Below are 21747 nucleotides of genomic sequence, written 5' to 3'. Positions count from 1 at the left end.
CGCATGACGATTCGACAAGGTCCCGGTGCGTCCGAGACGGCCGGTGCCGGCCCATCCGATACCGAAGGTGAGCGGCGCACGTTCGCAGGCGCGGTGGATTGGCGGTGGGCCGCCCGCACCGGGGCGGCGCTGGTGCCCGCCGGGCCACGAACTTCGCGGCTCGCCGCCGAGCAGGCCGTGGCCGAACTCGCCGACGCGTCGGTGCGGGCCGAGAAGCCGGTCCGCGCGGTGACCGGTCTGCTGGACGATCAGCCGGTGCCCGCGGCGCGGATCGTCGACCGGCCCGGCTGGATCGGTGCCGCGGCCGATTCGATGTCACTGCTCACCGGGGCCGGAACGCCGGACCGGGGTGGCCCGCTGGCCGGTAAACCGGCGGGGGTGCAGGTGGGCGCCATGCTCGCCTTCCTGTCGACCGCGATCCTCGGCCAGTACGATCCGTTCACCGGCCCCGACGGCACGTTGCTACTGGTGGCGCCCAATATCGTCGGCGTCGAGCGGGCACTGGGGGTGTCACCGGCAGATTTCCGCTTGTGGGTCTGCCTGCACGAGGTGACCCATCGGGTGCAGTTCTCGGCTTCCCCGTGGCTGGCCGGCTATATGCGCGAGAACGTCGAGGTGCTCGGCGATATCGAGGACGAGGCCACCTCGGAGATGCTGGCGCGGCTGATCGCCGAACTCAGACTGCGGCGCAGTGGCCGGGCCACCGACGATCCTAATTCGCGTGGCGTGGTCGGCCTGCTGCGTGCCACTCAGCCCCCGGCACAGCGGGAGGCGCTGGACCGGCTGCTGATGCTGGGTACCTTGCTCGAGGGACACGCCGACCACGTGATGGATGCCGTCGGCCCGAGCGTGGTGCCCACGGTCGAGCAGATCCGGGCCGCCTTCGACAAACGGCGCACTCGTCCCGCCAATCCGGTCCAGCGGTTGCTGCGCGCACTGCTGGGGATCGACGCCAAGGTCGCGCAGTACGTGCGCGGAAAGGCTTTCGTCGACGAGGTGGTGCAAACGGTCGGCATGCAGCAGTTCAACGCGATATGGACCGACGCGGACACCCTCCCGCGCCCCGACGAGATCGATGTACCCCAACGCTGGATCACCCGAGTCCTGGCCTGACCCGCCCACCCGGGGCAGCCCGAACGAGGTGCGGCCCCACCCTCGAGACGCGCCGAAAAGTAGCGCCATGACACGGAGCAGTGGAGTGGACAACGAGACCGAGGTCGGGCCGGGCCTTGCCACCCCGACCGCCGCGCCGTCGCACGGCGCTACGGCACGGCCGGTCCGGCTACCCGAGACACCCGCGGTGCTGGCACTGCGGCATGCCGTCCGGGCCTGGCTGGCGCGGTTCCGGCCTACGCAACCGGGGGTAGCCGTCGCGCTGTCGGGCGGGGCCGATTCGCTGGCCCTGACGGCCGCGGCCGTGGCCGAGGCGGCGACAGTGGACGCGCTGATCGTGGATCATCGGCTCCAGGCCGGATCGGACGAGGTCGCGGCGACAGCGGCGGCCGTCGCGCGAGCGCTGGGCTGCCGTTCGGTGCGGGTACTGCCCGTCGATGTCGACGGTCCCGGCGGTATGGAGGCGGCCGCACGCGCCGCCCGCTACGGCGTGCTGGACCGTGCGCGCGGTGAACTGCCGGTACTGCTCGGTCATACGCTCGACGATCAGGCCGAAACCGTGCTACTCGGGCTCGGTCGGGGTTCGGGGGCGCGCTCGATCCAGGGCATGGCGCAGTTCGACAATCCGTGGGGCAGACCGTTGCTGAACGTCCGGCGCGCGACCACCCGGCAGTTCTGTGCGGATCTGGGCCTGTCGCCCTATGAGGATCCACACAATCTTTCCCCGGAGTTCACCCGCGTCCGCCTGCGCACGGAAGTTCTGCCGCTGCTGGAAGATGTGCTCGGCGGTGGCGCGGCGGTAGCGCTGGCCCGGACCGCCGACCTGTTGCGCGAGGACAACACCGCACTCGACGGATTCGCTGCCGAACTGCTGGTCCGGGCCGAATTCGGGGGGCCGGGCCTGTCCTGCGCGGTACTCGCCGACGCCGCGGCCGCGGTACGGCGCCGGACCGTGCGGGCCTGGCTGCTGGCCGGCGGGGTGCGGGTGGTGACGGGCGCCCATCTGCGGGCGGTGGACGATCTTGTGGTGGCCTGGCACGGTCAGGGCGGGGTCGCGGTGAGTGGGAAAGAGCGGGGGATCAGGTTGGTCGTCGCCCGCGAGCATGGCAGGCTGACACTTGCCCGCGCGACCGGGTGAGCCGAAACCGAAGGGAAACCAGTGACGTGTACGGGGACGATATCGCTTCGGTCCTGATCACCGAGGAACAAATCGAGGCCAAGGTCAGCGAGCTGGCCGAACTGATCTCCAAACGGTATCCGGCCGATGCCCCGGAGGGGGATCTGCTGCTGATCGGGGTACTCAAGGGCGCGATCTTCTTCATGACCGATCTGGCGAAGGCGCTACCCATCCCGACACAGCTGGAGTTCATGGCCGTTTCCTCCTACGGTTCGTCGACCTCGTCCTCCGGCGTCGTGCGCATCATGAAAGATCTGGACAAGGACATCGCCGGCCGCAATGTGCTGATCGTCGAGGACATCATCGATTCGGGTCTGACGCTGTCCTGGCTGATGCGCAACCTCTCCACCCGCAATCCGGCCTCGCTCGAGGTGGTGACCCTGCTGCGGAAACCCGATGCGCTGCGCACCCAGGTCGAGGTGGCGAATGTGGGTTTCGACATCCCCAACGAATTCGTCGTGGGATACGGCCTGGACTATGCCGAGCGCTACCGCGACTTGCCCTATATCGGCACCCTGCACCCGCGGGTCTACGGCGGCGAAACCGACTGAAGGCGCGACGGTGCCGCGGTGAGCCACGAGAACGCGCCCGCCGCCGGCGAACCATCGGCCGAACCCCGCGGCGCCGCAGGCGCCGCAAAATAAGCACAGCTCACGCAGGGATGGCGGGCGGTTCCGCGAAACCTCCGGACACGGCCCGCTGGCCGAATTCCAGAATGGTCGGCCGGGTGTCGTCGGCACGCCAGGCTACCGCGAGTTCGCACGGTGCGATCCCGGTGAGGGGACGCGCGGTCAGGCCGGGCCAGCGGTACATCGGCACGTTGTTCTCGGCCAGCAAGCACAGTCCGAGCCCCAGCCCGACGGCTTCCAGCCGGTCTTCCGGGGTGGCTGCTTCCGCGCCGATCTTCGCCGTCCGGCCGTTGCGGGCGTCGTTGCCGAGCCAGAAATCGCGGACCGCGCCGGCCTCGGCGGGTAGGGCGATGAACGGTTCGTCGACGAGATCGGCGAAGTCGATCATTTCCTGGGCGGCTCGTGGATGGTTCTCCGGGAGCAGAACCCAGCGCCGCTCGGTGCGCAGCACTTGCCAGCGGTACCGGTTGGGATCGGGCAGTGGGAGCCAGACCAGTGCCAGATCGGCCTGGCGGCCGGACAGACCGCTGGACGGATCGGTCCAGGAGGCCTGGTGCAGCGCGAGACGGTGGCCGCTGGCGCTTTCCAGATCGTTGAGCAGGCCGCGGCCCAGGTTCGATTGCAGGCCGACGCGCAGTACTTCGCCGGCTTCCTGTAGCGAGCCGTTGGTGGTCTCCCAGAGTTCCAGGATCTTGCGGGCCCCGCCCAGCAGTTCCTTACCCGCAACCGTGAGCGCGACGCTGCGCTGGTTGCGATCGAACAGGACCACATCGAGTTGGCGTTCCAGCTGCCGGATCTGACGCGACAGTGTCGGTTGAGCGATGTGCAGCCGCTGAGCGGCGTTGGTGAAGTGCAGTTCCTCGGCGACGGCGACGAAATACCGCAGATCGCGCAAATGCGGGTCCATAGCACCTTGCTATCAGAATCGTTGCCGAATTTCCAGCCCTAATATGTTCGGAAGGTCCGCATAGTGGCCCAGAAACAGTCGGCAGGTTTGTTAGTGACAGCTTATTCGGTGTCACGGTGATGTGCATCATCGGTTTCGCGCCGCATGGTCTGTATGTCGTTCGCGGGCGATACGACGTAAAACGCCGGACGTTTGCGGTGGTAGAGCTCTTCGTGGACGATGTGGTGTCCACCTCGGGCGATGGAGAGGCTGCACGGTTTCGGCTCCGGCCGCGGCGGCGGTTTCTGTGCAGCCTGTACTCGACTATGCACGTCAAGTGATATTGATCACAATGGTGTTTCGATGGCCGTCCGATGGTGCGCACGACAGCACCGCGGCCCCACCGTGCGGGCCGCGGTGCGTATCGGAAAGATCCCCCCAAGGCGGTGTCAGTCGTGTCGGATACGTTCCTCGTAGGCCTTGCGCTGTTCGGTGTTCACGTCGTCGAGGAAGGTCTGAGCCGAACCCATCGAGCGGCCCAGCGCGTCGCCCACCGACTGCGGTAGCAGGTTCACGAAAACCGACATGGCGCCCGCCGCCCGCGTAACCCGCGCCTTCGCCCTGGGTTTGGCGATGAGCCGGACCACCGCGGCGGCGATATCCGCCGGCTCGGCGGCCGGCAGCCCCTTGGGTGCGGCGACCCCGGACCCCAGTTCGGTCTTGGTCAGCGTGGGTAGGACCGAGGAGAATTCGACACCGGTTCCGCGGTACTCCTCACGCAGGGTGTCGGTGAAACCCAATACCGCGTGTTTGGAGGCGTTGTACGTGGCCAGGCCCGGAATATGGGTCTCGCCGGCCAGCGAGGCGATATTGATGATGTGCCCGCGTCCGCGCGCGAGCATCCGGGCCAGCGCGATCTTCGATCCGAGGATCACGCCGTAGACGTTGATATCCAGGATCCGGCGGGTGATCCGGTCGGATTCGTCGACCAGCCGCCCGGTCGGCATGATCCCCGCATTGTTGATCAGTACGTCGATCGGTCCGAGTTCGCGCTCGACGTCGTCGAGGAACGTGGTGAACGACTGCTGATCGGTGACATCGAGCCGGCCGTAGTGGTCGAAATCGTAATCGGTACCCGATTCCTTGACCGTTTTCTCGTCGATATCGCCGATCGCGATCTTCGCGCCCAGTTTCGCCAGTGCCACAGCGGTGGCCAGGCCGATTCCGCGGGCGCCGCCGGTGATCACGACAACTTTGCCGCGGAGGTCTCGCATCATCGTTTATCTCCCTTGAGTCGGAGCAGGGCGGGCAGGTCGATCCGGCGCATCCCGCGCGCACCGGCCGCGCGCATGGCGCCCAGTCCGATCAGGATCTTGTTCAGGTCGTAGGGCATCCAGGTCAGCTCGCGTTCCTGGGTCGGCAACAGCGGTGTGGTGATCGCCTTGGCCTTGCAGTATTTGCGTACACCCTGGGCGCCGCCCCAGCGGGCGCCGACACCGGAATCGCCCCAGCCGCCCATCGGCAGTGCGAAGTTGAACAGGTTGGCGAAAATATCGTTGATGTTCACCGCGCCGGCGTTCAGCGCGCGCGCAACCCGTTCGCCCCGGGCCTTGTCGCCGGTCCACACCGAGGCGGACAGGCCGTACACCGAATCGTTGGCCAGGCGGATGGCCTCGGCCTCGTCGGCGACCTTCATCACCGGCAGGGTGGGCCCGAAGGTCTCCTCGGTGATACAGGTCATGCTGTGATCGACATCGACCAGCACCGTCGGCTCGAAAAAGGTTCCTTCGCCGGTGCGTTTACCGCCGGTCAGCACCTTCGCGCCCGCTGCGACCGCTTCCTCGATATGCCGGGACACGATCGCGACCTGGTTCTCGTTCGCCATGGCGCCGACATCGTGACGAGGCGTGCGATCGTCGCGACCCTGCCGCAGGGATTCGACATTCGCGGTCAGTTTGGCGACGAATTCGTCGTAGACCGGGGCCTCGACATAAACCCGCTCCACCGAGATGCAGACCTGGCCGGAGTTGAACATGCCGCCGAACGCGATTCCGTGCGCAGCGCGATCGATATCGGCGTCGGCGAGCACGATCGCCGGGTCTTTACCGCCCAGCTCCAGGCTGTAGGGAATCATGCGGGCCGCGCAGGCGGCGGCGATCCGGCGTCCGGTGGCCGTGGAGCCGGTGAACTGGATGTAATCGGCGTTGTCCACGACCGCCGCGCCGGTGGCGCCCGCTCCGGTGACGACGGAGAACACCGGTGGCGCGCCGATCTCGGACCAGCCGCGAGCCAGTTCGAGGGCCGACAGCGGTGTGACCTCGGACGGCTTCAAGATCACTGCGGCCCCGGCCGCCAGCGCCGGGATCACATCGAGGATCGGCATGGCCAGCGGGAAGTTCCACGGCGTGATCACGCCGACCACCGGGTACGGTTCGAATACCGTGGTCAGCCGTTTCACCCGGGACAGTGGGCTGTGTGGGGAAGGATGTTCGTCGGCCAGGAATTTCGGTGCGCGACGCGCGTAGTAGCCGATCAGATCGCTGCCGAAAATCGGATCGATGAGGGAGTCCACCCGGGGCTTACCGGTTTCGGACTGGAGGACGTCGGCGAGCGACTCGGTATTGTCGATGATCCAGTCCTGCAGTTTCAGCAGCCATTCCTTGCGCCCGTTCGCGCCCATGGCCGCCCATTCGCGCTGGTGCTCGCGTAGTTCGGCGATCCGCGCGGCTACCGCTGTGGCGGGGGTGTCGGGAACGCTGCCGACTGTTTCGCCGGTTGCGGGGTTGCGGACACGGATATCCGTGTCGGGGGACCGGCCCGTTCCGGGCTCGGTATCGGGTCGTTCCGATTCGGTGTCGGTCACTGCTGTTCTCCCACTGCGTCGTGCTGAACCGCTGGCGGCCGATCACAGTGGATCGGCGCATAGTACCGATCGTGACACAATCTATCGGTGACTGCCTCAGCATCTCACAGATGTGGGGCAGCTTGTCTCGGGTCACCGCGCCCGGTCGCGGCGTCCCGTCGGTGAGTGATTACAGGTTTTCCCGAGCCAGCCGGCGCAGTGGCGGTTCGGTAGCGGGCGGGACTCGCCGGTCGGGCAACTCCGTCAACAGGGCGGTGGTTGCCTCGGCCACCGCGGCCACTGCCTTGTCCACCGCGGGTTTGGTGGCCGAACTCAGTCCGGACAGACCACCCACCTTGCGCACGTACTGCAGTGCGGCGGCGTAGATCTCCTCCTCGGTGGCGGCGGGTTCCAGACCTCGCAAGACGGTGATATTTCTACACATGTTTGCACATTAGCCCCGGAACCAGCGCCGTGACAGGACAAGCCCCAAATGTGAAAACACATTGACCGGACCGGTGCTGGACGGGAGTCCTACACTCACGGTATGGCTGCTGCCGGATTGCCCACGCCGACCCCCTTCCCCTATCCGGAGCTCGACAAGCGCGAGGAAGACCATTGGTCCGGCGCGCAGATCGACGATGACCGCCTGCGGGCGTTGTCGCTGGGCGCCTTCTACTCGGCGCGCTGGGATGCCTTCCACGACGCGCTGCTGCTCGGCCCCGAACGCGACCATCCGCTGGGTGACCGGCGCGAACTCGCCATCGATACGCTCACCGGAGCCTGGGGAATCACCGACGGAACCGAGGCCCGGGCCTCGATGGAACAACTCCTCGAAGGAATGCACGCCCCGCTCTATGCCCTGGTGCACCCGCTGGTGACGGCATCGCTGAACGCCAGCGAACGGGACCGGTTCGGCGAGCGTGCCGACCGGCACCGCGCCTTCCTCCGGCAGGTCGCTTCGTTCCGCGGTATCGACAATTCCGAGGCCCTGGTCCGCGACTACGACATCTGGTCCCAGGCGATCAAAATCGGTTTCACCGACCATCTGTCCCGCCCGCTGCCGGCCGATATCCACGCCTGGGACCTGGCGCGCGTGGTGGCGGTAGCCCGGATGGCCTATACCGCCGGCTATATCGAAACGGATGTCGCCTGGGACTATCTGGCCCGCGCGCTCCCGCTGGCCCAGCGCAAATACCGCAACTGGCGCCAGTTCGGCGACGCCTATCTCACCGGCTGGACCTACTGGCAGGCCTGCGAGGACCTGGCCGAACTCAAGGACGGCGGCGTGGACCGCCGGCTGGAATTGTTACGACTATGGCTACGCCCGACCAGCCCTTGGCGTCGTATCGAGCTGCTGTAGTGCGGTAGCTCGCCCCGCGGCATTCAGGCATGGCCGGCCAGCCATTCCTCGAAGGTGGTCGGCGCCAGGCGCGCGTCATCGCCCGGCAGCAGTACGTTGCCGGCCATCTCGGGGCCGAAAATCGAAGACCAGGTCGGTACGAGATCCACAGTGTGGCCGCGGGCCATGTGGGTACGGCGGGCCATATCCACGAGGTCCTGGGGTGCGGGGCCGGCGATGTCGATGTGCCGGCCCTGCGGTGCGCCCGCCGCGGTCTCGGCCAGGACGGCGGCCACATCAGCGGGAGCGATCGGCTGCACCAGCAGCGGGGCGATCGGGGCGACCCCGTCCTGTTCGGTCCATCCGCTCACCATGGCGGCGAAATCGTGGAACTGGGTGGCCCGCACGATGGTCCACGGCACCCGGCCCTCGGCGACCAGTCGTTCTTGTTCGCGCTTACCGGCATAGTGTGCGTTCCCCTCCACCCGGTCCACCCCGAGGATGGAGAGCAGGACATGGTGGCCTACGCCGGACCGTTCCTCGGCGGCCAGGAGGTTCCGGGTGGTGGTGCCGAACCAGGCGACGGCTTCGTCCCGGTCGGTTGCGCCGTAGTTGGTCGTATCTATGACGGTGTTCACGCCGGTCAACGCGTCGTCCAGCCCCTCGCCGTGCAAGAGATCGACCCCGCGTGCGCGGCTGATCGGCACGACCTCGTGGCCGGCTCTCTGTAGTGCGGCCGCGGTGAGTGACCCGATGTTTCCGGTAGCTCCCGCAACAGCGACTCGTGAGGTCATAGCTGTTCCTTTCTGGAGGTGGGTGCTTCGCGCGGGAAGGTCCCGAGCAGCCCGGGCGCCACTTCGCTCGCCGATCCGGTGGTCGAACTACCGGAGTGGGCACGCGAACGCACCCGCCGTCGCCTCACGGGCACGCCAGGACCCGCTCGTTCGCGCCCGCCGAGCCTGTCAGATCCCTGGCAGGGAGCGCAGGATGCCGCGGCCGTAGCGCTGGAACTGGGTGTCGTCGACCATGCCCAGCGAGTGCCGTTCGACCAGCAGTTCCCATTCGGAGTACAGCTGCGCGACGCTCGGATCGGCCGGTCCCGCCGAACCGTCCAGCGCGATCAGCCGGACGGCGAAATTGATGGCGTAGGTCATCCGCTCGGTATCGGCGCGATCCAGCCCCGTGAAGCACGTCGTGGTGTTGCCGTCGCGCACCTCGATGATGGGACGGCGGTCCGCGTCGCGCAGGCCGCCCGCCATCGAGCCGGGTTCCTCCGTGGCCCGCGCCATCATGATCATCGGGATCGGTAGGTCGTGGGCGTAGGGCTCGTCGGTGCTCAGCGATGCCAGCAGCAGGCGTTTGGTGGTGACCGTGAGCAGGCATGCGTCGTCGTCACCGACCGGCGGATGGGCGATGACGTACGCGGTCTCCAGCACGTACTCGTCGCCGTCGACGAGGCCGTGCAGTTCGTGCAGGGCCGCTTCGCCGCGCCCGGTGACCGACATCCGGCCCACGGCCCGGTCGACGTCCGCGCGAACCGGTCCCCGCTCGGTGACTTCCGGGGCGGGCGGGTTGAGCGCCGGAGCGGAGATATCGATGCGCTGTGCGGCCAGGATCTGGTCGTTGATCCGGGAGACGATCCCGGCGGCGGCGGGAACGTCGTGCTCGGCGATCAGTACCGGCAGCGGCGTCCGGTCGGCGGGCACGCCGACCAGCACCGGGGTCGGATAACGCAGGTAGATCTCGATGACGACCGCATCGTCGGCGCGTCGGCTGAGCCGTACTTCCAGCAGGTCGGTGACCGCTACGTCGAGGACGCGCTCGCCGTCGGTCTCGGTATCGCCGTCGGCCTCCGGGCGCAGGACTACCAACCGTCCTGCACCGTGCCGAACTATTGCTGTGGGTGTCCGTAACTCGACTATGTCCATACCCCCTGCGCTCGGGTCGTACGTCGATCATCATCGGTCGGGCGTGCCATGATTGTGATCACTACGAGATATCACAGACCACGACGCCGGGAACCACCGTGGTTTTCCGGCCGTTTACCTGTTGAACTGCATCACCTGCCGAACTCCTCGCTTGCGATAAGTCAGGAAGCGCGATGTATCGAATAGACCGTACGCGGTAACGTGGCATGTCCGCATCCGAATCCGCCCACCGGGCGGTGCGCGGATGTGGGTTGCGCCGTTCGAGACCGACGCATCGCTAGGCAAAACGCGGAGACGCCTGAAAGGACTGGCCGCCCGGCCGACGCTCTATGAACCGCAAGACAGTGTTTCGTACCCTGGCGATAATCGCGGGCATTCTGCTCGTGATCTATCTGTTCAGTTACTTCGGCAACGACACCCGCGGCTGGCAGAGCGTCGATACGTCGGTGGCGCTCGAGCAGCTGAACAACAAGGAGAACGTCACCAACGTTCAGATCGATGATCGCGAGCAACAGTTGCGGATCGAGCTGAAGGACGGGAACGAGGCCACCGAGGGTCAGAACAAGATCATCGCCAAGTATCCCGGCGGCAGTGACACCTCCGCGCAGATCTTCCAGGCTGTACAGAACTCCGGCGCGCCGTACAACACCGTCGTCAAACAGGAGAGCTGGCTCACCCAGATCCTGCTGTTCGTCCTGCCGATGGTGATCCTGCTCGGCCTGTTCATCTTCGTGATGTCGCGGATGCAGGGCGGCGGCCGCGGCGGCATGATGGGCTTCGGTAAATCCAAGGCCAAACAGCTGTCCAAGGATATGCCCAAGACCACTTTCGCCGATGTCGCCGGCGCGGATGAAGCGGTCGAGGAGCTCTACGAGATCAAGGACTTCCTGCAGAATCCGGTGCGCTACCAGGCGCTGGGCGCGAAGATCCCGAAGGGCGTACTGCTCTACGGTCCGCCCGGTACCGGTAAAACCCTGCTCGCGCGGGCCGTCGCGGGTGAGGCCGGGGTGCCGTTCTTCACCATCTCCGGTTCGGATTTCGTCGAGATGTTCGTCGGTGTCGGTGCCTCCCGCGTGCGCGACCTGTTCGAACAGGCCAAGCAGAACAGTCCGTGCATCATCTTCGTCGACGAGATCGACGCGGTGGGCCGCCAGCGCGGCGCCGGGCTGGGCGGCGGGCACGACGAACGCGAACAGACCCTCAACCAGTTGCTGGTCGAGATGGACGGTTTCGGTGACCGTACCGGCATCATCCTGATCGCCGCCACCAACCGCCCCGATATCCTCGACCCCGCACTGCTGCGCCCCGGCCGGTTCGACCGGCAGATCCCGGTCAGCAACCCGGATCTGGCAGGCCGCCGGGCGATCCTGCGGGTGCATTCACAGGGCAAACCGATCGCGCCGGAAGCCGATCTCGACGGTCTGGCCAAGCGCACCGTCGGGATGTCGGGTGCGGATCTTGCCAATGTCATCAACGAAGCCGCGCTGCTCACCGCCCGCGAGAACGGCGCCACGATCACCGGTGACGCGCTCGAGGAATCGGTGGACCGGGTGATCGGCGGCCCGCGCCGCAAGAGCCGGATCATCAGCGAACACGAGAAGAAGATCACCGCCTATCACGAGGGCGGACACGCCCTGGCGGCGTGGGCGATGCCCGATATCGAGCCGGTCTACAAGGTGACGATCCTCGCCCGCGGCCGCACCGGTGGCCATGCGATGACTGTGCCCGAGGACGACAAGGGCCTGATGACCCGCTCCGAGATGATCGCCCGGCTGGTCATGGCCATGGGCGGGCGCGCGGCCGAAGAACTGGTCTTCCATGAGCCCACCACGGGGGCGTCCTCCGATATCGACCAGGCCACCAAGATTTCGCGGGCCATGGTCACCGAATACGGGATGAGTGCCCGCCTGGGCGCCGTCCGCTACGGCCAGGAACAGGGCGATCCGTTCCTCGGCCGGTCCATGGGCACCGCCTCGGACTATTCGCACGAGGTAGCGGGCGCAATCGACGAAGAGGTCCGCAACCTCATCGAGGCCGCGCACACCGAGGCCTGGTCGATCCTCAGCGAATACCGCGATGTACTCGACGATCTGGCGACCGCACTGCTGGAGCGCGAAACCCTGCACCGCAAGGATCTGGAAATCATCCTGAGCGCGGTGCAGAAACGGCCGCGTATCACCGCGTTCAACGATTTCGGTGATCGGGTGCCGTCGGACAAACCACCGGTGAAGACCCCGGGTGAACTGGCCGCCGAACGCGGCGAACCCTGGCCGCCGGAGCCGAAGGTGCCCGCCGGTATCGCACCGGTGGACCCCGCAGCAGCCGGCAGTCTCCCGCAACCCGCCGGGTATCCGGGCGGTGCACCTGTCGCCCAGCCCGGCTACGGCCGGCCACCGGCCGGTTATCCCGCTCCGCAGCAGCCCGCGCCGGCCTATCCAGGCGGTGCCACGCAGGGGTCGCGGCCGGATTACGGCGCTCCTGCGGGCTGGTCGGCCCCGGGTTGGCCGCCGCGGGACCAGCCGCAATCCCCGCCGCCCGAACGCGGGTACGGCGGTCCCGTGCCCGAACAACCGCGCCATGCCCATCCCGACGCGAACTCCGGTGGTAACCAGGGCGACGGTCCCACCGCGCCGTACGACCGTGGCCAGGGCGATCCCGGTTACGGTCCCGGCGAGGAGACCGGCCGTGGCGGTACGCACTCTTGGGACAGCCCGAACGGTCGGCAGTAGACAGACGCCGATTACGCTCGGACGGAATCGGCGCCCGGTCAGTACTGCCGCGCCCGAGATGTGGAGGTGTCTCGAATGTCGGTCAATCAGCAGACCAACGGCCATCCGGCCGGTGTCCCCGCCGAACTGGGCGAGACGGGCGGCCCGGCCCCGGAGCTGATCGCCCGGGACACCGGGAAATCGTTCGATCAGGCGCGCGCCGAGGCCGCGGTACGGGAGTTGTTGCTCGCGGTGGGCGAGAATCCCGACCGGGCCGGGCTGGTGGATACGCCCGCGCGCGTTGCGCGGGCGTATCGGGAAATGTTCGCCGGGCTGTATGTGGAGCCCGACGCGGTGCTCAACACCACCTTCGACGAAGAGCATCAGGAGCTGGTGCTGGTACGTGATATCCCGATGTACTCGACCTGCGAGCATCATCTGGTGTCGTTCCACGGCGTCGCGCACGTCGGCTACATCCCGGGCCCGCACGGCCGGGTGACGGGATTGTCGAAACTGGCCCGGCTGGTCGACCTGTACGCCAAACGCCCGCAGGTGCAGGAACGGCTCACCAGTCAGATCGCGGACGCGGTGATGCGCAAACTGGATCCGCGCGGCGCGATCGTGGTGATCGAGGCCGAACATCTGTGCATGGCCATGCGCGGTATCCGCAAACCCGGCGCCAGCACCACGACCTCCGCGGTCCGCGGGCTGCTGCAAACCAATTCGGCCTCGCGCTCCGAGGCCCTCGACTTGATACTGCGCAAGTGAGCGATCAGCGTTCTGCCGCCGCCCCCACCCTGACCGGTGTGGTGCCCCGGCCGGGTGTGCAACCGCGGCCGGGCCGGTCGTGTGTGGTGATGGGAATCGTGAACGTCACCAGCGATTCGTTCTCCGACGGTGGGCGCTATCTGGACCCGGACCGGGCCATCGAGCACGGAGTCCGCCTGTACGAGTCCGGTGCCGACATCATCGACGTGGGCGGAGAATCGACCCGGCCCGGCGCGGTGCGGGTGGATCCGGAAACCGAGGTCGAACGGGTGGTCCCGGTGATCGCCGGGCTGGTCGCCGCCGGCGTGCCCACCAGCGTCGACACGATGCGCGCGGCGGTCGCGGACGCGGCCATCGCGGCGGGAGTTTCGGTGATCAACGATGTCTCCGGGGGACGGGCGGACCCGGCCATGGCCGAGGTGGTCGCCGCCGCCGATATCCCGTGGATTCTCATGCACTGGCGGGCCGCCGCCGATTACCGGCACACCGGCCCGGCCGACCACTACGACGATGTCGTCGCCGAGGTGCGGGCGGAGCTCGGTGTACAGGTGCGGCACGCGGTCGCCGCGGGCGTGGACCCGGCGCGGATCATCCTGGACCCGGGTCTGGGTTTCGCCAAGAACGCCGAACACAACTGGGCACTGCTGGGCGCGCTGGACCGTTTCGTCGCGGACGGTTTCCCGGTGCTGATCGGGGCCTCACGGAAGCGTTTCCTGGGTACGCTGCTGGCCGATAACGGCGGTCCGCGCCCGCCTGCCGGCCGGGAGACCGCCACGGCCACGATTTCGGCGCTGGCGTCCTGGCATGGCGCGTGGGGGGTCCGGGTGCACGACGTGCGCGGTTCGCAGGACGCGATTGCGGTGACCGATGCCTGGTGCCGCGCGGTGGCGACGGGAGACCTACGGTGAGCACCCGGACCGGGGACCGGATCGAACTGCGTGGCCTGCGGGTTTTCGGATATCACGGGGTTTTCGAGCACGAACGCCGGAACGGGCAGGAATTCGTCGTCGACCTCACCGTCTGGACCGATATCGCCGCCGCGGCGGCCACCGACGATCTCGCCCGGACCGTGGACTACGGCGCCCTCGCGGATATCGCCGTGACGATTGTGCAGGGGCCCCCACGCAACCTGATCGAGACCGTGGCCGCGGAAATCGCCGGTAAGGTGCGCGCGGTTCCCGGTGTCGCCGAGGTCGAGGTGGTACTGCACAAGCCGAGCGCGCCCATCCCGCACAGTTTCGCCGATGTCCGAGTGGTGACCGCGGGCCGCCGGGAACAGGGGGCCGTATGACGCGGGCGGTCCTGTCCATCGGCTCGAATATGGGCGATCGGCTCGAGCTGCTGCGCGGTGTCGTCGCCGGATTCGGCGCGCGGGTCCGCGCGATCTCACCGGTGTACAGCACCGCGCCCTGGGGCGGCGTGAAACAGGACGATTTCCTCAACGCCGTATTGGTTGTCGAGGACCCGGCATACGACTGCCACGCCTGGCTGGCGCACGGGCAGCGGCTCGAACAGGCCGCCGGCCGGGAGCGGACGGTGCGCTGGGGCGCACGCACCCTCGACGTGGATATCGTCACCTGTGCCGAACCGGTTGCCGGGGGATCGCGTTCCTGCCGCAGTGCCGACCCCGTCCTCACCCTGCCGCATCCGCGAGCCCACGAACGCGCCTTCGTGCTGATTCCGTGGCTGGATGTGGAGCCCGCGGCCGTGCTGGACGTCGCGGGTATCGAATACCCGGTGCGCGATCTGCTGGCGAAGCTGGCTGCGGGCGAGATCGCGGGAGTCCGCCGGACCGGCCACACCCTGACCTCCGCGGGAGCCGCACCATGACCTTCGGGGGCAGCGATAAGAACACCCGCGGCAACGGCGGGGACGACGGCGATATGAAGCTGAAACCGACCCGTATCCGGGAGCTGCTGGCCAATATCGTGATCGCGGCCGTTATCGCCTGGGTGGCCACGCGGCTCGCCTACGGGAGTTTCCCGCCGATCTCCACGATCGCCGGGGCCTCGCTGTATCCGGTGGCCGCACTCGAGGCAGCGCTGGGGTTCTATATCCGCACCCGGGTCAGCAACAGCCAGATCGGTGCCGACCGGCGCCAGCTGCATCCGATCACCGTGGCCCGGGCTTTGGCGCTGGCGAAGGCGTCCGCGCAGGTCGGTTCGCTGGTGGCGGGGGTCTGGCTGGGGTTCCTGCTCTGGATCTTCCCGCAGCGCGGGGATCTGCGGGCCGCCGACGCCGACTATCCGGGCGCCCTCATCGGCTGTGGTGCCGGTATCGCGCTGGCCGTCGCGGCACTGTGGCTCGAACACTGTTGCCGGGCTCCGGACGACCCCACCGACGAGCCTGCGGCATCCTAGACCTCTTCGTGATGGATCACGCCCATTCTGACCTGGGCGCGTCCGACTTTCGCGATTACTCTTGCGGGCATGGTGTCACCGTCCCGCAGTAGTTCTTCCGTGCGCAGCCGGGAAGATGTGGGTAAGGCGCTCCTCGGCGGCTTGGTGCTGCTCGGGGTGGTGGCCAGTGCTTTGCTGGTGCTCAGCGATAGCGTGCAGCTCATCCGCGTGGGGCTGGTGGTCGCGCTGTGGGCGGCGGTGCTGGCGGCATGGGCGGTGAGCCGGTATCAGAACAAGATCCGGGACCTGCGTGGCGCCTATGAACGGGAACTGGAGCGAGAGATCGGCGCGCGCCGCGAGCACGATCTCGGCCTCGAGGCGCGGGTGCGTTCGGAGGTAGGTGCCGACGCCGCCGAGATGGCCGCGCTGCGCGCCGAGCTCGCGGTACTGCGGCGTCAGCTCGAACGCCTCTTCGACGGCGACCTCCCGCCGGAGCGTCCCGCGCTGCGGGCCGCGTTCCGTGTCCAGGAACTGCCCAGCGCGCAGGACCGAGCCGGTTTCGCGGCGGCCTGGCCGCTGCCCGAGGACGGTGAGCGCCGCGCGGTCGATGCCTGGGCCAACGCCGCGGCGAGCTGGTCGCATGCCGCGGACGGCTGGGTCGACACCGGCGCCGAGGCAGCGGACGCGGATGCGGACGGCGGGGAACGCAGTACCGTAACCCCGGTCTACGAAAGCGATCATCCCGGTCGGCCCAGGTTCGCCGGCCCCGACGACGACCCCATCACGGCCGAAACGGCGATCGTGCGTCTCGACGACGAGCCCGGGCAGACCGGTCCCGGGCCCGAACTCTCGGTTCCGGGCTGGGCCGACGCGTTCACCGAGGTCCACGACGAACCGGATACGCCGGGAGATACCGAACACCACGGTCCGCCACACCCCGCCGAATTCGTGCAGGGCCCGCCCCGGCCGTCCGGGCTCGTCCACGGTGCGCCGGCGGCCGCGGCGTGGCTCGGTCGTCCCGGCGCCACCGAGACCGAACCGCCCCGGGCGCCGGCTCGGGGCGAAGTCCGGGAGTATGCCCGCGTCCCGGCCGAGTTGCCGTCGCGGTCGGTCAATTCCCGGCGGCGCCGTGCCCAGGCCGATCCGGCCGGTTCGCGCAAGTTGTCGGTGGCCGAGATCATGGCCAACCTGCGCCGGGAAGAAGAGCAGCGCAGTTCCTGACCGCGTTGCGCGGTGGCCCGCAAGTGCGGTGCAGATCACCCGGTGTGCCCATGGCGCATCGGCGGACCCGGGTCATATCCTCGATGCGTAACGTCCGGTACCCGCAGCGCGGGACTGGAACGACTTTCGAGAGGACACTGTTGACCTCGCCACGCGTGACTCCTGGCAATCCGGCCGCGAGTGGTGATCCGGCGCCCGCACGCCTGACGGTAGGAATCGTTTCGGCGGGACGCGTGGGATCCGCACTCGGCGCCGCGCTCGAACGCGCCGGACATGTGGTGTTCGGCGTCGCCGCCATCTCCGATGCCTCGGTGCACCGGGCGCGTACCCGGCTGCCCGAATCCCGGATCCTGCCGGTGGAGGAGGTCGCCGCGCGCAGCGAACTGCTCATCCTGGCGGTCCCGGACGCCGAACTGGCGGGTTTGGTGCGCGGGCTGGCGAGCGCGCGGACGGTGCGGCCGGGCACGATCGTCGCGCATACGTCGGGCGCGAACGGTATCGCGATCCTGGCGCCGCTGCAGGACGCCGGCGCACGACCGCTGGCGATCCATCCGGCGATGACCTTCACCGGCCACGACGAGGACCTGTCCCGGCTGGCCAACGCATGTTTCGGGATCACCGCCGCGGACGAGATCGGTTACGCCATCGCACAGTCGCTGGTGATCGAGATGGGCGGCGAACCGGTCCGCGTGGCCGAGGAGCACCGCACGCTCTATCACGCCGCACTCGCCCACGGCAGCAATCACCTGGTCACCCTGGTACTCGACGCCGTGCAGGCGCTGCGCGACGCGCTGACCGGACCGGGCCTGCTGGGCCAGCAGACCATCGACGACCAGCCGAACGGGCTGCCCGAACGGTTGCTCGCACCGCTGGCCTCGGCGGCGCTCGACAATGCGTTGCGCCGCGGCCAGGCCGCGCTGACCGGCCCGGTGGCCCGCGGCGACACCGCCGCCGTCGCCGCGCATCTGGAGGCTTTGACCGCGGCTGATCCACAGGTCGCCGCCGGGTATCGGGCGATGTCGCGGCGGACCGCGGAACGGGCTCAGGCGCCTGACGAACTGCGTGAACTGCTGGAGGAACACCGATGACGCGATACCTCCGCGGAACGTACGTACCGGCTTCGAAGGAGGCAGCATGACCGACGGGACTCTGCGCGGCGCCTACCGCGCCGGTGAACTGACCGTGCAGCACGATCCGGTCGTTCTCGGCAAGGTCGTCCGCGCGCTGCGCCGTTCCGGCCGTACCGTCGGGTTCGTGCCCACCATGGGCGCCCTGCACGAAGGCCACCTGGAACTGGTCCGCCGCGCCAAACGCACCAACCAGGTCGTGGTCGTCTCCATTTTCGTCAACCCGCTGCAATTCGGGGCGAACGAAGATCTCGACAGCTACCCCCGCACCCTGGATGCGGATGTCGAACTGCTCCGCGGGGAGGGCGTCGATCTGGTGTTCGCCCCGAGCGCCGCGGATATGTATCCCGACGGTCCGCGGACCACGGTGCAGCCGGGCCCGCTGGGCGCCGAACTGGAAGGCGGTTCCCGGCCGACCCATTTCGCCGGCATGCTCACGGTGGTGGCGAAACTGCTGCAGATCGTGACACCGAACGAGGCGTTCTTCGGCGAGAAGGACTACCAGCAGTTGGCGTTGATCCGGCAGATGGTCCGCGATCTGAACTTCGACGTGAAGATCATCGCGGTGCCGACGGTGCGCGAAGCCGACGGTCTGGCGCTGTCATCGCGTAACCGCTACCTCGACCCTGCTCAGCGTGAACTCGCGACCACCCTGTCGGCCGCGTTGCTGGCCGGTGCCCGCTCCGGCGCGGCGGGCGGACAGGCCGTCCTGGACGCGGCGCATTCCGTCCTGGCCGCGGCCCCCGGCATCGAACTGGACTATCTGGAACTCCGCGCCGCGAATCTGGACCCCGCCCCGGAAACAGGCAACGCCCGCCTCCTGATCGCGGCCCGTATCGGCAACACCCGCCTGATCGACAACGCCCCCGTCCAACTCGGTGTACAGCTGGACGGCCACCCCGACGCGGACACCTCCTCCGCGGTAGTGGAGCAATCGGCCGCCGAACCCGCCACTTCCTCAGGTGCCGGACGATGAGCACCTGTATCGCCGGAGTTCCCGCCACCTTCGTAAGCCGGTCACCCATAACCGCCACCTCTTCCGAACAGTCCACCCCTCGGGGTGGGGCCCGCCCCTGGTCTGGAGCGACGGAGCGGGGTAGCGAAGCGGAGGAGCACAGGAGAGCGGACCAGGGGTCACGAGGGTCCCACGCCCGGGCCGCGGAGCGGCAAAATTACAGCCCGCCCCTTCGCGGATGCTCTGCTTCGGTTGCCGGTGCTACTACTTTGCGAGTTGGTGTCGCTGCTTCGGTTGCCGGTGCCGCTGCTTTGCGAGCCGGTGCTATTGCCTCGGTTGCCGGTGCTACTGCCTTGGGAGCCGGTGCTACTGCCTTGGGAGCCGGTGTCGCTGCCTCGGAAGCCGGATGCTCCACCCCGGGAGCAGGGCTGACATGCCCGTCGTCTTCCGAGGCGCCGCATGCCTCCAGATGGCTCACCTGCACGGTCGGGTCCCGCCCGGCTCTGGAGCCACGGAGCGGGGGAGCGAAGCGGAGGAGCACAGGAGTGAAGAACCGGGTCGGCAGGGCCCCGGCCCACGCTGCCGGAGGCAGTGCCATGAACACAGAAGGGCGGCAGTGATGTTGCGGACCATGATGAAGTCGAAGATCCACCGGGCCACCGTGACCCATGCCGATCTGCATTACGTCGGATCGGTGACCGTGGACCAGGATCTGCTGGACGCCGCCGATCTGCTCGAGGGTGAGCAGGTCTGCATCGTCGATATCGACAACGGTGCCCGGCTCGAGACCTATGTGATCGCGGGTGAGCGCGGTTCCGGGGTGATCGGTATCAACGGTGCCGCCGCCCATCTGGTCAACCCGGGTGATCTGGTCATTCTCATCGCGTACGGGATGATGGACGAGGCCGAGCTGCGCGAATACGACCCGAAGGTGGTTTTCGTGGATTCGCGTAACCGGGCGGTCGAGCTGGGTTCGGATCCGGCGCATGCGCCGGAGGGTTCGGATCTGATCAGCCCGCGCAATCTGTCGCTGGTCTGAGCGCCGACGGCAATCGGATGCTGCTGACCTTCGACGTCCGTACCACCAGCACCGTCATCGGGCTGATGAACGGCACCCATTCCGGGGCGGAACTGGTGCGGCACTGGCGGATACACACCAATCCGCTGCATACGGCCGACGAGTTCGCCATGAATCTGCGCGGTCTGGTCGGGGCCGATCTCGACGCGGTGACCGGTATCGCCGGTCTGTCCACGATGCCGCCCATGCTGCGGGAAATGCGGCTGATGCTGGATCGCTACTGGCAACACGTTCCGCATGTGCTGGTGGAGCCCGGGGTGCGGACCGGTATCCCGCTGCTTGTGGACAACCCGAAAGAGGTCGGTGCGGACCGGATCGTCAACAGTCTCGCGGCGTATCACGAGTACGGCACCGCGTCGATCGTGGTGGATTTCGGTGTGTCGATCTGCGTCGATCTGGTGTCGGCCAAGGGGGAGTTCCTCGGGGGCGTGATCGCGCCGGGGGTGGAGATCGCGACCGAGGCGCTGATCGAGCGGGCGGCGCTGCGGCGGGTCGAGCTCACCCGGCCGAGGTCGGTGGTCGGCAAGAACAGTGTCGAATGTATTCAGGCCGGCGCCGTGTTCGGCTTCGCGGGGATGGTGGACGGGCTGGTCGACCGGATCCGCGACGATATCGACGGTTTCTCCGGCGACGATATCGCCGTGGTGGCGACAGGCCCGGCGGCGCCGTTGATCCTGGACGAATCCGAGACCATCGAACATCACCTGCCGCATCTGACGCTGACCGGCCTGCAACTCGTCTACGAACGCAACCAGCGGCGTAGTCGCGGTTGAGCGCGTACGAGACCGTAGCCGCGGCTACCGACACGGTGGCCGCAGTTGTGTACAGCGTTATGTGACGTACGCCGCCGGCCCGGGGTGTGGCCGGGGCGGGCCAGGATTGCTAAGCTCGCCGTGTGCTGTCCCGCATGCGTACCCAGGAGTGTTGTCGAGGCTGATTCGCCTCGACCGTTCGAGGCATCCCGAATTCCTCGTTCGTTCTCATTCCTTCTGGAGATGCGCAGATGCGTTCCCCTGTTATTTCTTCCGTAGTCCGGCCGTCGGCTCGTGATACCGCTGCCGCGGCGGCGAATCCGATTCCCGATCGTCGGATTGCGCCGGCGTTGCCGACCCGGTTACGTCCCGCTGATCTGTTACGGCTGACCGATGAGACCGGCGAAGATGTGCTCGCCGGCCGATACGATCACCGCCTACCGGCGGACGGCCGCTGGCCGCTGGTGGACCGCTGGGCGACGCGGCTGGTCGCCGATGACGAGGTCGATATCTGGCTGATCAGCTGGACACCGGAGAAATCGACGCAACTGCACGATCACGCCGGTTCGATCGGTGCGCTGACCGTGCTCAGCGGCGCGCTCGCGGAGTACCGGTGGAACGGCTCGGAACTGCGGCATCGGATCCTGGCGGCGGGTGATCAGGCCGCCTTCCCGATCGGCTGGGTACACGATGTCGTCCGTGCGTCCGACCGGGTCGCGATTTCCGGGCGTTCCGATCCCGGGCCGCTGAATCCGACGCTGAGCGTGCACGCCTACTCGCCACCGCTGACCGCCATGTCCTATTACGAGGTGACCGGTCACGGTGGCCTCCGACGTACCCACACCGTCCTCACCGACCAGCCCGAAGGTGACCTGTAGATGC

At 67.9% G+C, this 21747-nt stretch carries 22 protein-coding genes; 16 read left to right on the top strand and 6 right to left on the bottom strand.

Annotated features, from left to right (window positions below; genetic code table 11):
- Nucleotides 1-3 precede the first annotated feature (3 nt).
- The 3 genes from IU448_RS12430 (at nucleotide 4) to hpt (ending at nucleotide 2841) form a co-directional block, all read left to right on the top strand.
- Nucleotides 4-1113: a zinc-dependent metalloprotease gene (locus tag IU448_RS12430; protein ID WP_195055700.1), complete on the top strand. Its 1110-nt coding sequence runs from the start codon at nucleotides 4-6 to the stop codon at nucleotides 1111-1113.
- A gap of 67 nt (nucleotides 1114-1180) precedes the next feature.
- A complete protein-coding gene (tilS, locus tag IU448_RS12425; RefSeq protein ID WP_195055699.1) occupies nucleotides 1181-2251 on the top strand; it encodes a tRNA lysidine(34) synthetase TilS in 1071 nt (356 codons plus the stop codon).
- A 26-nt stretch (nucleotides 2252-2277) separates the two neighbouring features.
- On the top strand, nucleotides 2278-2841 hold the full coding sequence (hpt, locus tag IU448_RS12420; RefSeq protein ID WP_195055698.1) for a hypoxanthine phosphoribosyltransferase: 564 nt from the start codon (nucleotides 2278-2280) through the stop codon (nucleotides 2839-2841).
- 100 nt (nucleotides 2842-2941) lie between these two features.
- Here hpt and IU448_RS12415 read toward each other — a convergent pair whose 3' ends face one another.
- The 4 genes from IU448_RS12415 to IU448_RS12400 form a co-directional block, all read right to left on the bottom strand.
- Complete coding sequence (locus IU448_RS12415; RefSeq protein WP_195055697.1) at nucleotides 2942-3826, bottom strand: LysR family transcriptional regulator; 885 nt, start codon at nucleotides 3824-3826, stop codon at nucleotides 2942-2944.
- 428 nt (nucleotides 3827-4254) lie between these two features.
- Nucleotides 4255-5082: an SDR family oxidoreductase gene (locus IU448_RS12410; protein ID WP_416382990.1), complete on the bottom strand. Its 828-nt coding sequence runs from the start codon at nucleotides 5080-5082 to the stop codon at nucleotides 4255-4257.
- Nucleotides 5079-6668, bottom strand: a complete 1590-nt coding sequence (locus tag IU448_RS12405; RefSeq protein ID WP_416382989.1) for an aldehyde dehydrogenase family protein — start codon at nucleotides 6666-6668, stop codon at nucleotides 5079-5081. Before IU448_RS12405 ends, IU448_RS12410 begins: the two co-directional genes overlap by 4 nt.
- Nucleotides 6669-6837: 169 nt before the next feature.
- Entirely contained in the window at nucleotides 6838-7092 is a 255-nt protein-coding gene (locus IU448_RS12400; RefSeq protein ID WP_195055696.1) for a DUF2277 domain-containing protein, read from the bottom strand.
- Nucleotides 7093-7194: 102 nt separating this feature from the next.
- On the opposite strand from IU448_RS12400, the gene IU448_RS12395 reads away from it, so the two are divergent.
- Complete coding sequence (locus tag IU448_RS12395) at nucleotides 7195-8010, top strand: DUF1266 domain-containing protein (RefSeq protein WP_195055695.1); 816 nt, start codon at nucleotides 7195-7197, stop codon at nucleotides 8008-8010.
- Between the two features lie 23 nt (nucleotides 8011-8033).
- Here IU448_RS12395 and IU448_RS12390 read toward each other — a convergent pair whose 3' ends face one another.
- A complete protein-coding gene (locus IU448_RS12390; protein WP_195055694.1) occupies nucleotides 8034-8783 on the bottom strand; it encodes an SDR family oxidoreductase in 750 nt (249 codons plus the stop codon).
- Between the two features lie 168 nt (nucleotides 8784-8951).
- Nucleotides 8952-9860, bottom strand: a complete 909-nt coding sequence (locus IU448_RS12385) for a hypothetical protein (RefSeq protein WP_228812649.1) — start codon at nucleotides 9858-9860, stop codon at nucleotides 8952-8954.
- A 386-nt stretch (nucleotides 9861-10246) separates the two neighbouring features.
- Between IU448_RS12385 and ftsH the strand changes: the two genes are divergently transcribed.
- The 12 genes from ftsH to IU448_RS12325 all read left to right on the top strand — a co-directional run bounded on the left by ftsH (nucleotide 10247) and on the right by IU448_RS12325 (nucleotide 21743).
- Nucleotides 10247-12646, top strand: a complete 2400-nt coding sequence (ftsH, locus tag IU448_RS12380; protein WP_228812647.1) for an ATP-dependent zinc metalloprotease FtsH — start codon at nucleotides 10247-10249, stop codon at nucleotides 12644-12646.
- Between the two features lie 75 nt (nucleotides 12647-12721).
- A complete protein-coding gene (gene folE / locus IU448_RS12375) occupies nucleotides 12722-13393 on the top strand; it encodes a GTP cyclohydrolase I FolE (protein ID WP_228812645.1) in 672 nt (223 codons plus the stop codon).
- 89 nt (nucleotides 13394-13482) lie between these two features.
- Entirely contained in the window at nucleotides 13483-14301 is an 819-nt protein-coding gene (gene folP / locus IU448_RS12370; protein WP_195056264.1) for a dihydropteroate synthase, read from the top strand.
- Nucleotides 14298-14684, top strand: coding sequence for a dihydroneopterin aldolase (gene folB, locus IU448_RS12365; RefSeq protein WP_195055692.1), 387 nt, complete (start codon nucleotides 14298-14300; stop codon nucleotides 14682-14684). The genes folP and folB overlap by 4 nt, the downstream gene beginning before the upstream one ends.
- Complete coding sequence (gene folK / locus IU448_RS12360) at nucleotides 14681-15223, top strand: 2-amino-4-hydroxy-6-hydroxymethyldihydropteridine diphosphokinase (RefSeq protein WP_195055691.1); 543 nt, start codon at nucleotides 14681-14683, stop codon at nucleotides 15221-15223. Before folB ends, folK begins: the two co-directional genes overlap by 4 nt.
- A gap of 53 nt (nucleotides 15224-15276) precedes the next feature.
- A complete protein-coding gene (locus IU448_RS12355) occupies nucleotides 15277-15753 on the top strand; it encodes a DUF3180 domain-containing protein (RefSeq protein ID WP_195056263.1) in 477 nt (158 codons plus the stop codon).
- A gap of 69 nt (nucleotides 15754-15822) precedes the next feature.
- Nucleotides 15823-16953, top strand: coding sequence for a DUF6779 domain-containing protein (locus tag IU448_RS12350; RefSeq protein WP_195055690.1), 1131 nt, complete (start codon nucleotides 15823-15825; stop codon nucleotides 16951-16953).
- Nucleotides 16954-17093: 140 nt separating this feature from the next.
- Nucleotides 17094-18041 (top strand): DUF2520 domain-containing protein, encoded by a 948-nt coding sequence (locus tag IU448_RS12345; RefSeq protein ID WP_228812643.1) that lies wholly within the window; start codon nucleotides 17094-17096, stop codon nucleotides 18039-18041.
- 46 nt (nucleotides 18042-18087) lie between these two features.
- Nucleotides 18088-19056: a pantoate--beta-alanine ligase gene (gene panC / locus IU448_RS12340; protein ID WP_195055688.1), complete on the top strand. Its 969-nt coding sequence runs from the start codon at nucleotides 18088-18090 to the stop codon at nucleotides 19054-19056.
- A gap of 598 nt (nucleotides 19057-19654) precedes the next feature.
- On the top strand, nucleotides 19655-20074 hold the full coding sequence (gene panD, locus IU448_RS12335) for an aspartate 1-decarboxylase (RefSeq protein WP_195056262.1): 420 nt from the start codon (nucleotides 19655-19657) through the stop codon (nucleotides 20072-20074).
- Nucleotides 20075-20091: 17 nt separating this feature from the next.
- Nucleotides 20092-20886: a type III pantothenate kinase gene (locus tag IU448_RS12330; protein ID WP_195055687.1), complete on the top strand. Its 795-nt coding sequence runs from the start codon at nucleotides 20092-20094 to the stop codon at nucleotides 20884-20886.
- A gap of 230 nt (nucleotides 20887-21116) precedes the next feature.
- A complete protein-coding gene (locus tag IU448_RS12325) occupies nucleotides 21117-21743 on the top strand; it encodes a cysteine dioxygenase (protein ID WP_195055686.1) in 627 nt (208 codons plus the stop codon).
- Nucleotides 21744-21747: the final 4 nt, after the last annotated feature.

It is taken from the genome of Nocardia flavorosea (genome assembly GCF_015477805.1).
GTDB lineage: Bacteria > Actinomycetota > Actinomycetes > Mycobacteriales > Mycobacteriaceae > Nocardia > Nocardia flavorosea_A.
Note: the sequence above shows the minus strand (reverse complement) of the source record. Positions and strands in the feature narration are given on the sequence as shown.

Excerpts from the sequence above, each read along its gene's own strand:
- IU448_RS12430 (WP_195055700.1), top strand. The coding sequence starts at position 4 with ATGACGATTCGACAAGGTCCCGGTGCGTCCGAGACGGCCGGTGCCGGC.
- tilS (WP_195055699.1), top strand. The coding sequence starts at position 1,181 with ATGACACGGAGCAGTGGAGTGGACAACGAGACCGAGGTCGGGCCGGGC.
- IU448_RS12415 (WP_195055697.1), bottom strand. The coding sequence starts at position 3,826 with ATGGACCCGCATTTGCGCGATCTGCGGTATTTCGTCGCCGTCGCCGAG.
- IU448_RS12410 (WP_416382990.1), bottom strand. The coding sequence starts at position 5,082 with ATGATGCGAGACCTCCGCGGCAAAGTTGTCGTGATCACCGGCGGCGCC.
- IU448_RS12400 (WP_195055696.1), bottom strand. The coding sequence starts at position 7,092 with ATGTGTAGAAATATCACCGTCTTGCGAGGTCTGGAACCCGCCGCCACC.
- IU448_RS12395 (WP_195055695.1), top strand. The coding sequence starts at position 7,195 with ATGGCTGCTGCCGGATTGCCCACGCCGACCCCCTTCCCCTATCCGGAG.
- IU448_RS12390 (WP_195055694.1), bottom strand. The coding sequence starts at position 8,783 with ATGACCTCACGAGTCGCTGTTGCGGGAGCTACCGGAAACATCGGGTCA.
- ftsH (WP_228812647.1), top strand. The coding sequence starts at position 10,247 with ATGAACCGCAAGACAGTGTTTCGTACCCTGGCGATAATCGCGGGCATT.
- folE (WP_228812645.1), top strand. The coding sequence starts at position 12,722 with ATGTCGGTCAATCAGCAGACCAACGGCCATCCGGCCGGTGTCCCCGCC.
- folP (WP_195056264.1), top strand. The coding sequence starts at position 13,483 with ATGGGAATCGTGAACGTCACCAGCGATTCGTTCTCCGACGGTGGGCGC.
- folK (WP_195055691.1), top strand. The coding sequence starts at position 14,681 with ATGACGCGGGCGGTCCTGTCCATCGGCTCGAATATGGGCGATCGGCTC.
- IU448_RS12355 (WP_195056263.1), top strand. The coding sequence starts at position 15,277 with ATGAAGCTGAAACCGACCCGTATCCGGGAGCTGCTGGCCAATATCGTG.
- IU448_RS12350 (WP_195055690.1), top strand. The coding sequence starts at position 15,823 with ATGGTGTCACCGTCCCGCAGTAGTTCTTCCGTGCGCAGCCGGGAAGAT.
- panC (WP_195055688.1), top strand. The coding sequence starts at position 18,088 with ATGACCGACGGGACTCTGCGCGGCGCCTACCGCGCCGGTGAACTGACC.
- panD (WP_195056262.1), top strand. The coding sequence starts at position 19,655 with ATGTTGCGGACCATGATGAAGTCGAAGATCCACCGGGCCACCGTGACC.
- IU448_RS12330 (WP_195055687.1), top strand. The coding sequence starts at position 20,092 with ATGCTGCTGACCTTCGACGTCCGTACCACCAGCACCGTCATCGGGCTG.
- IU448_RS12325 (WP_195055686.1), top strand. The coding sequence starts at position 21,117 with ATGCGTTCCCCTGTTATTTCTTCCGTAGTCCGGCCGTCGGCTCGTGAT.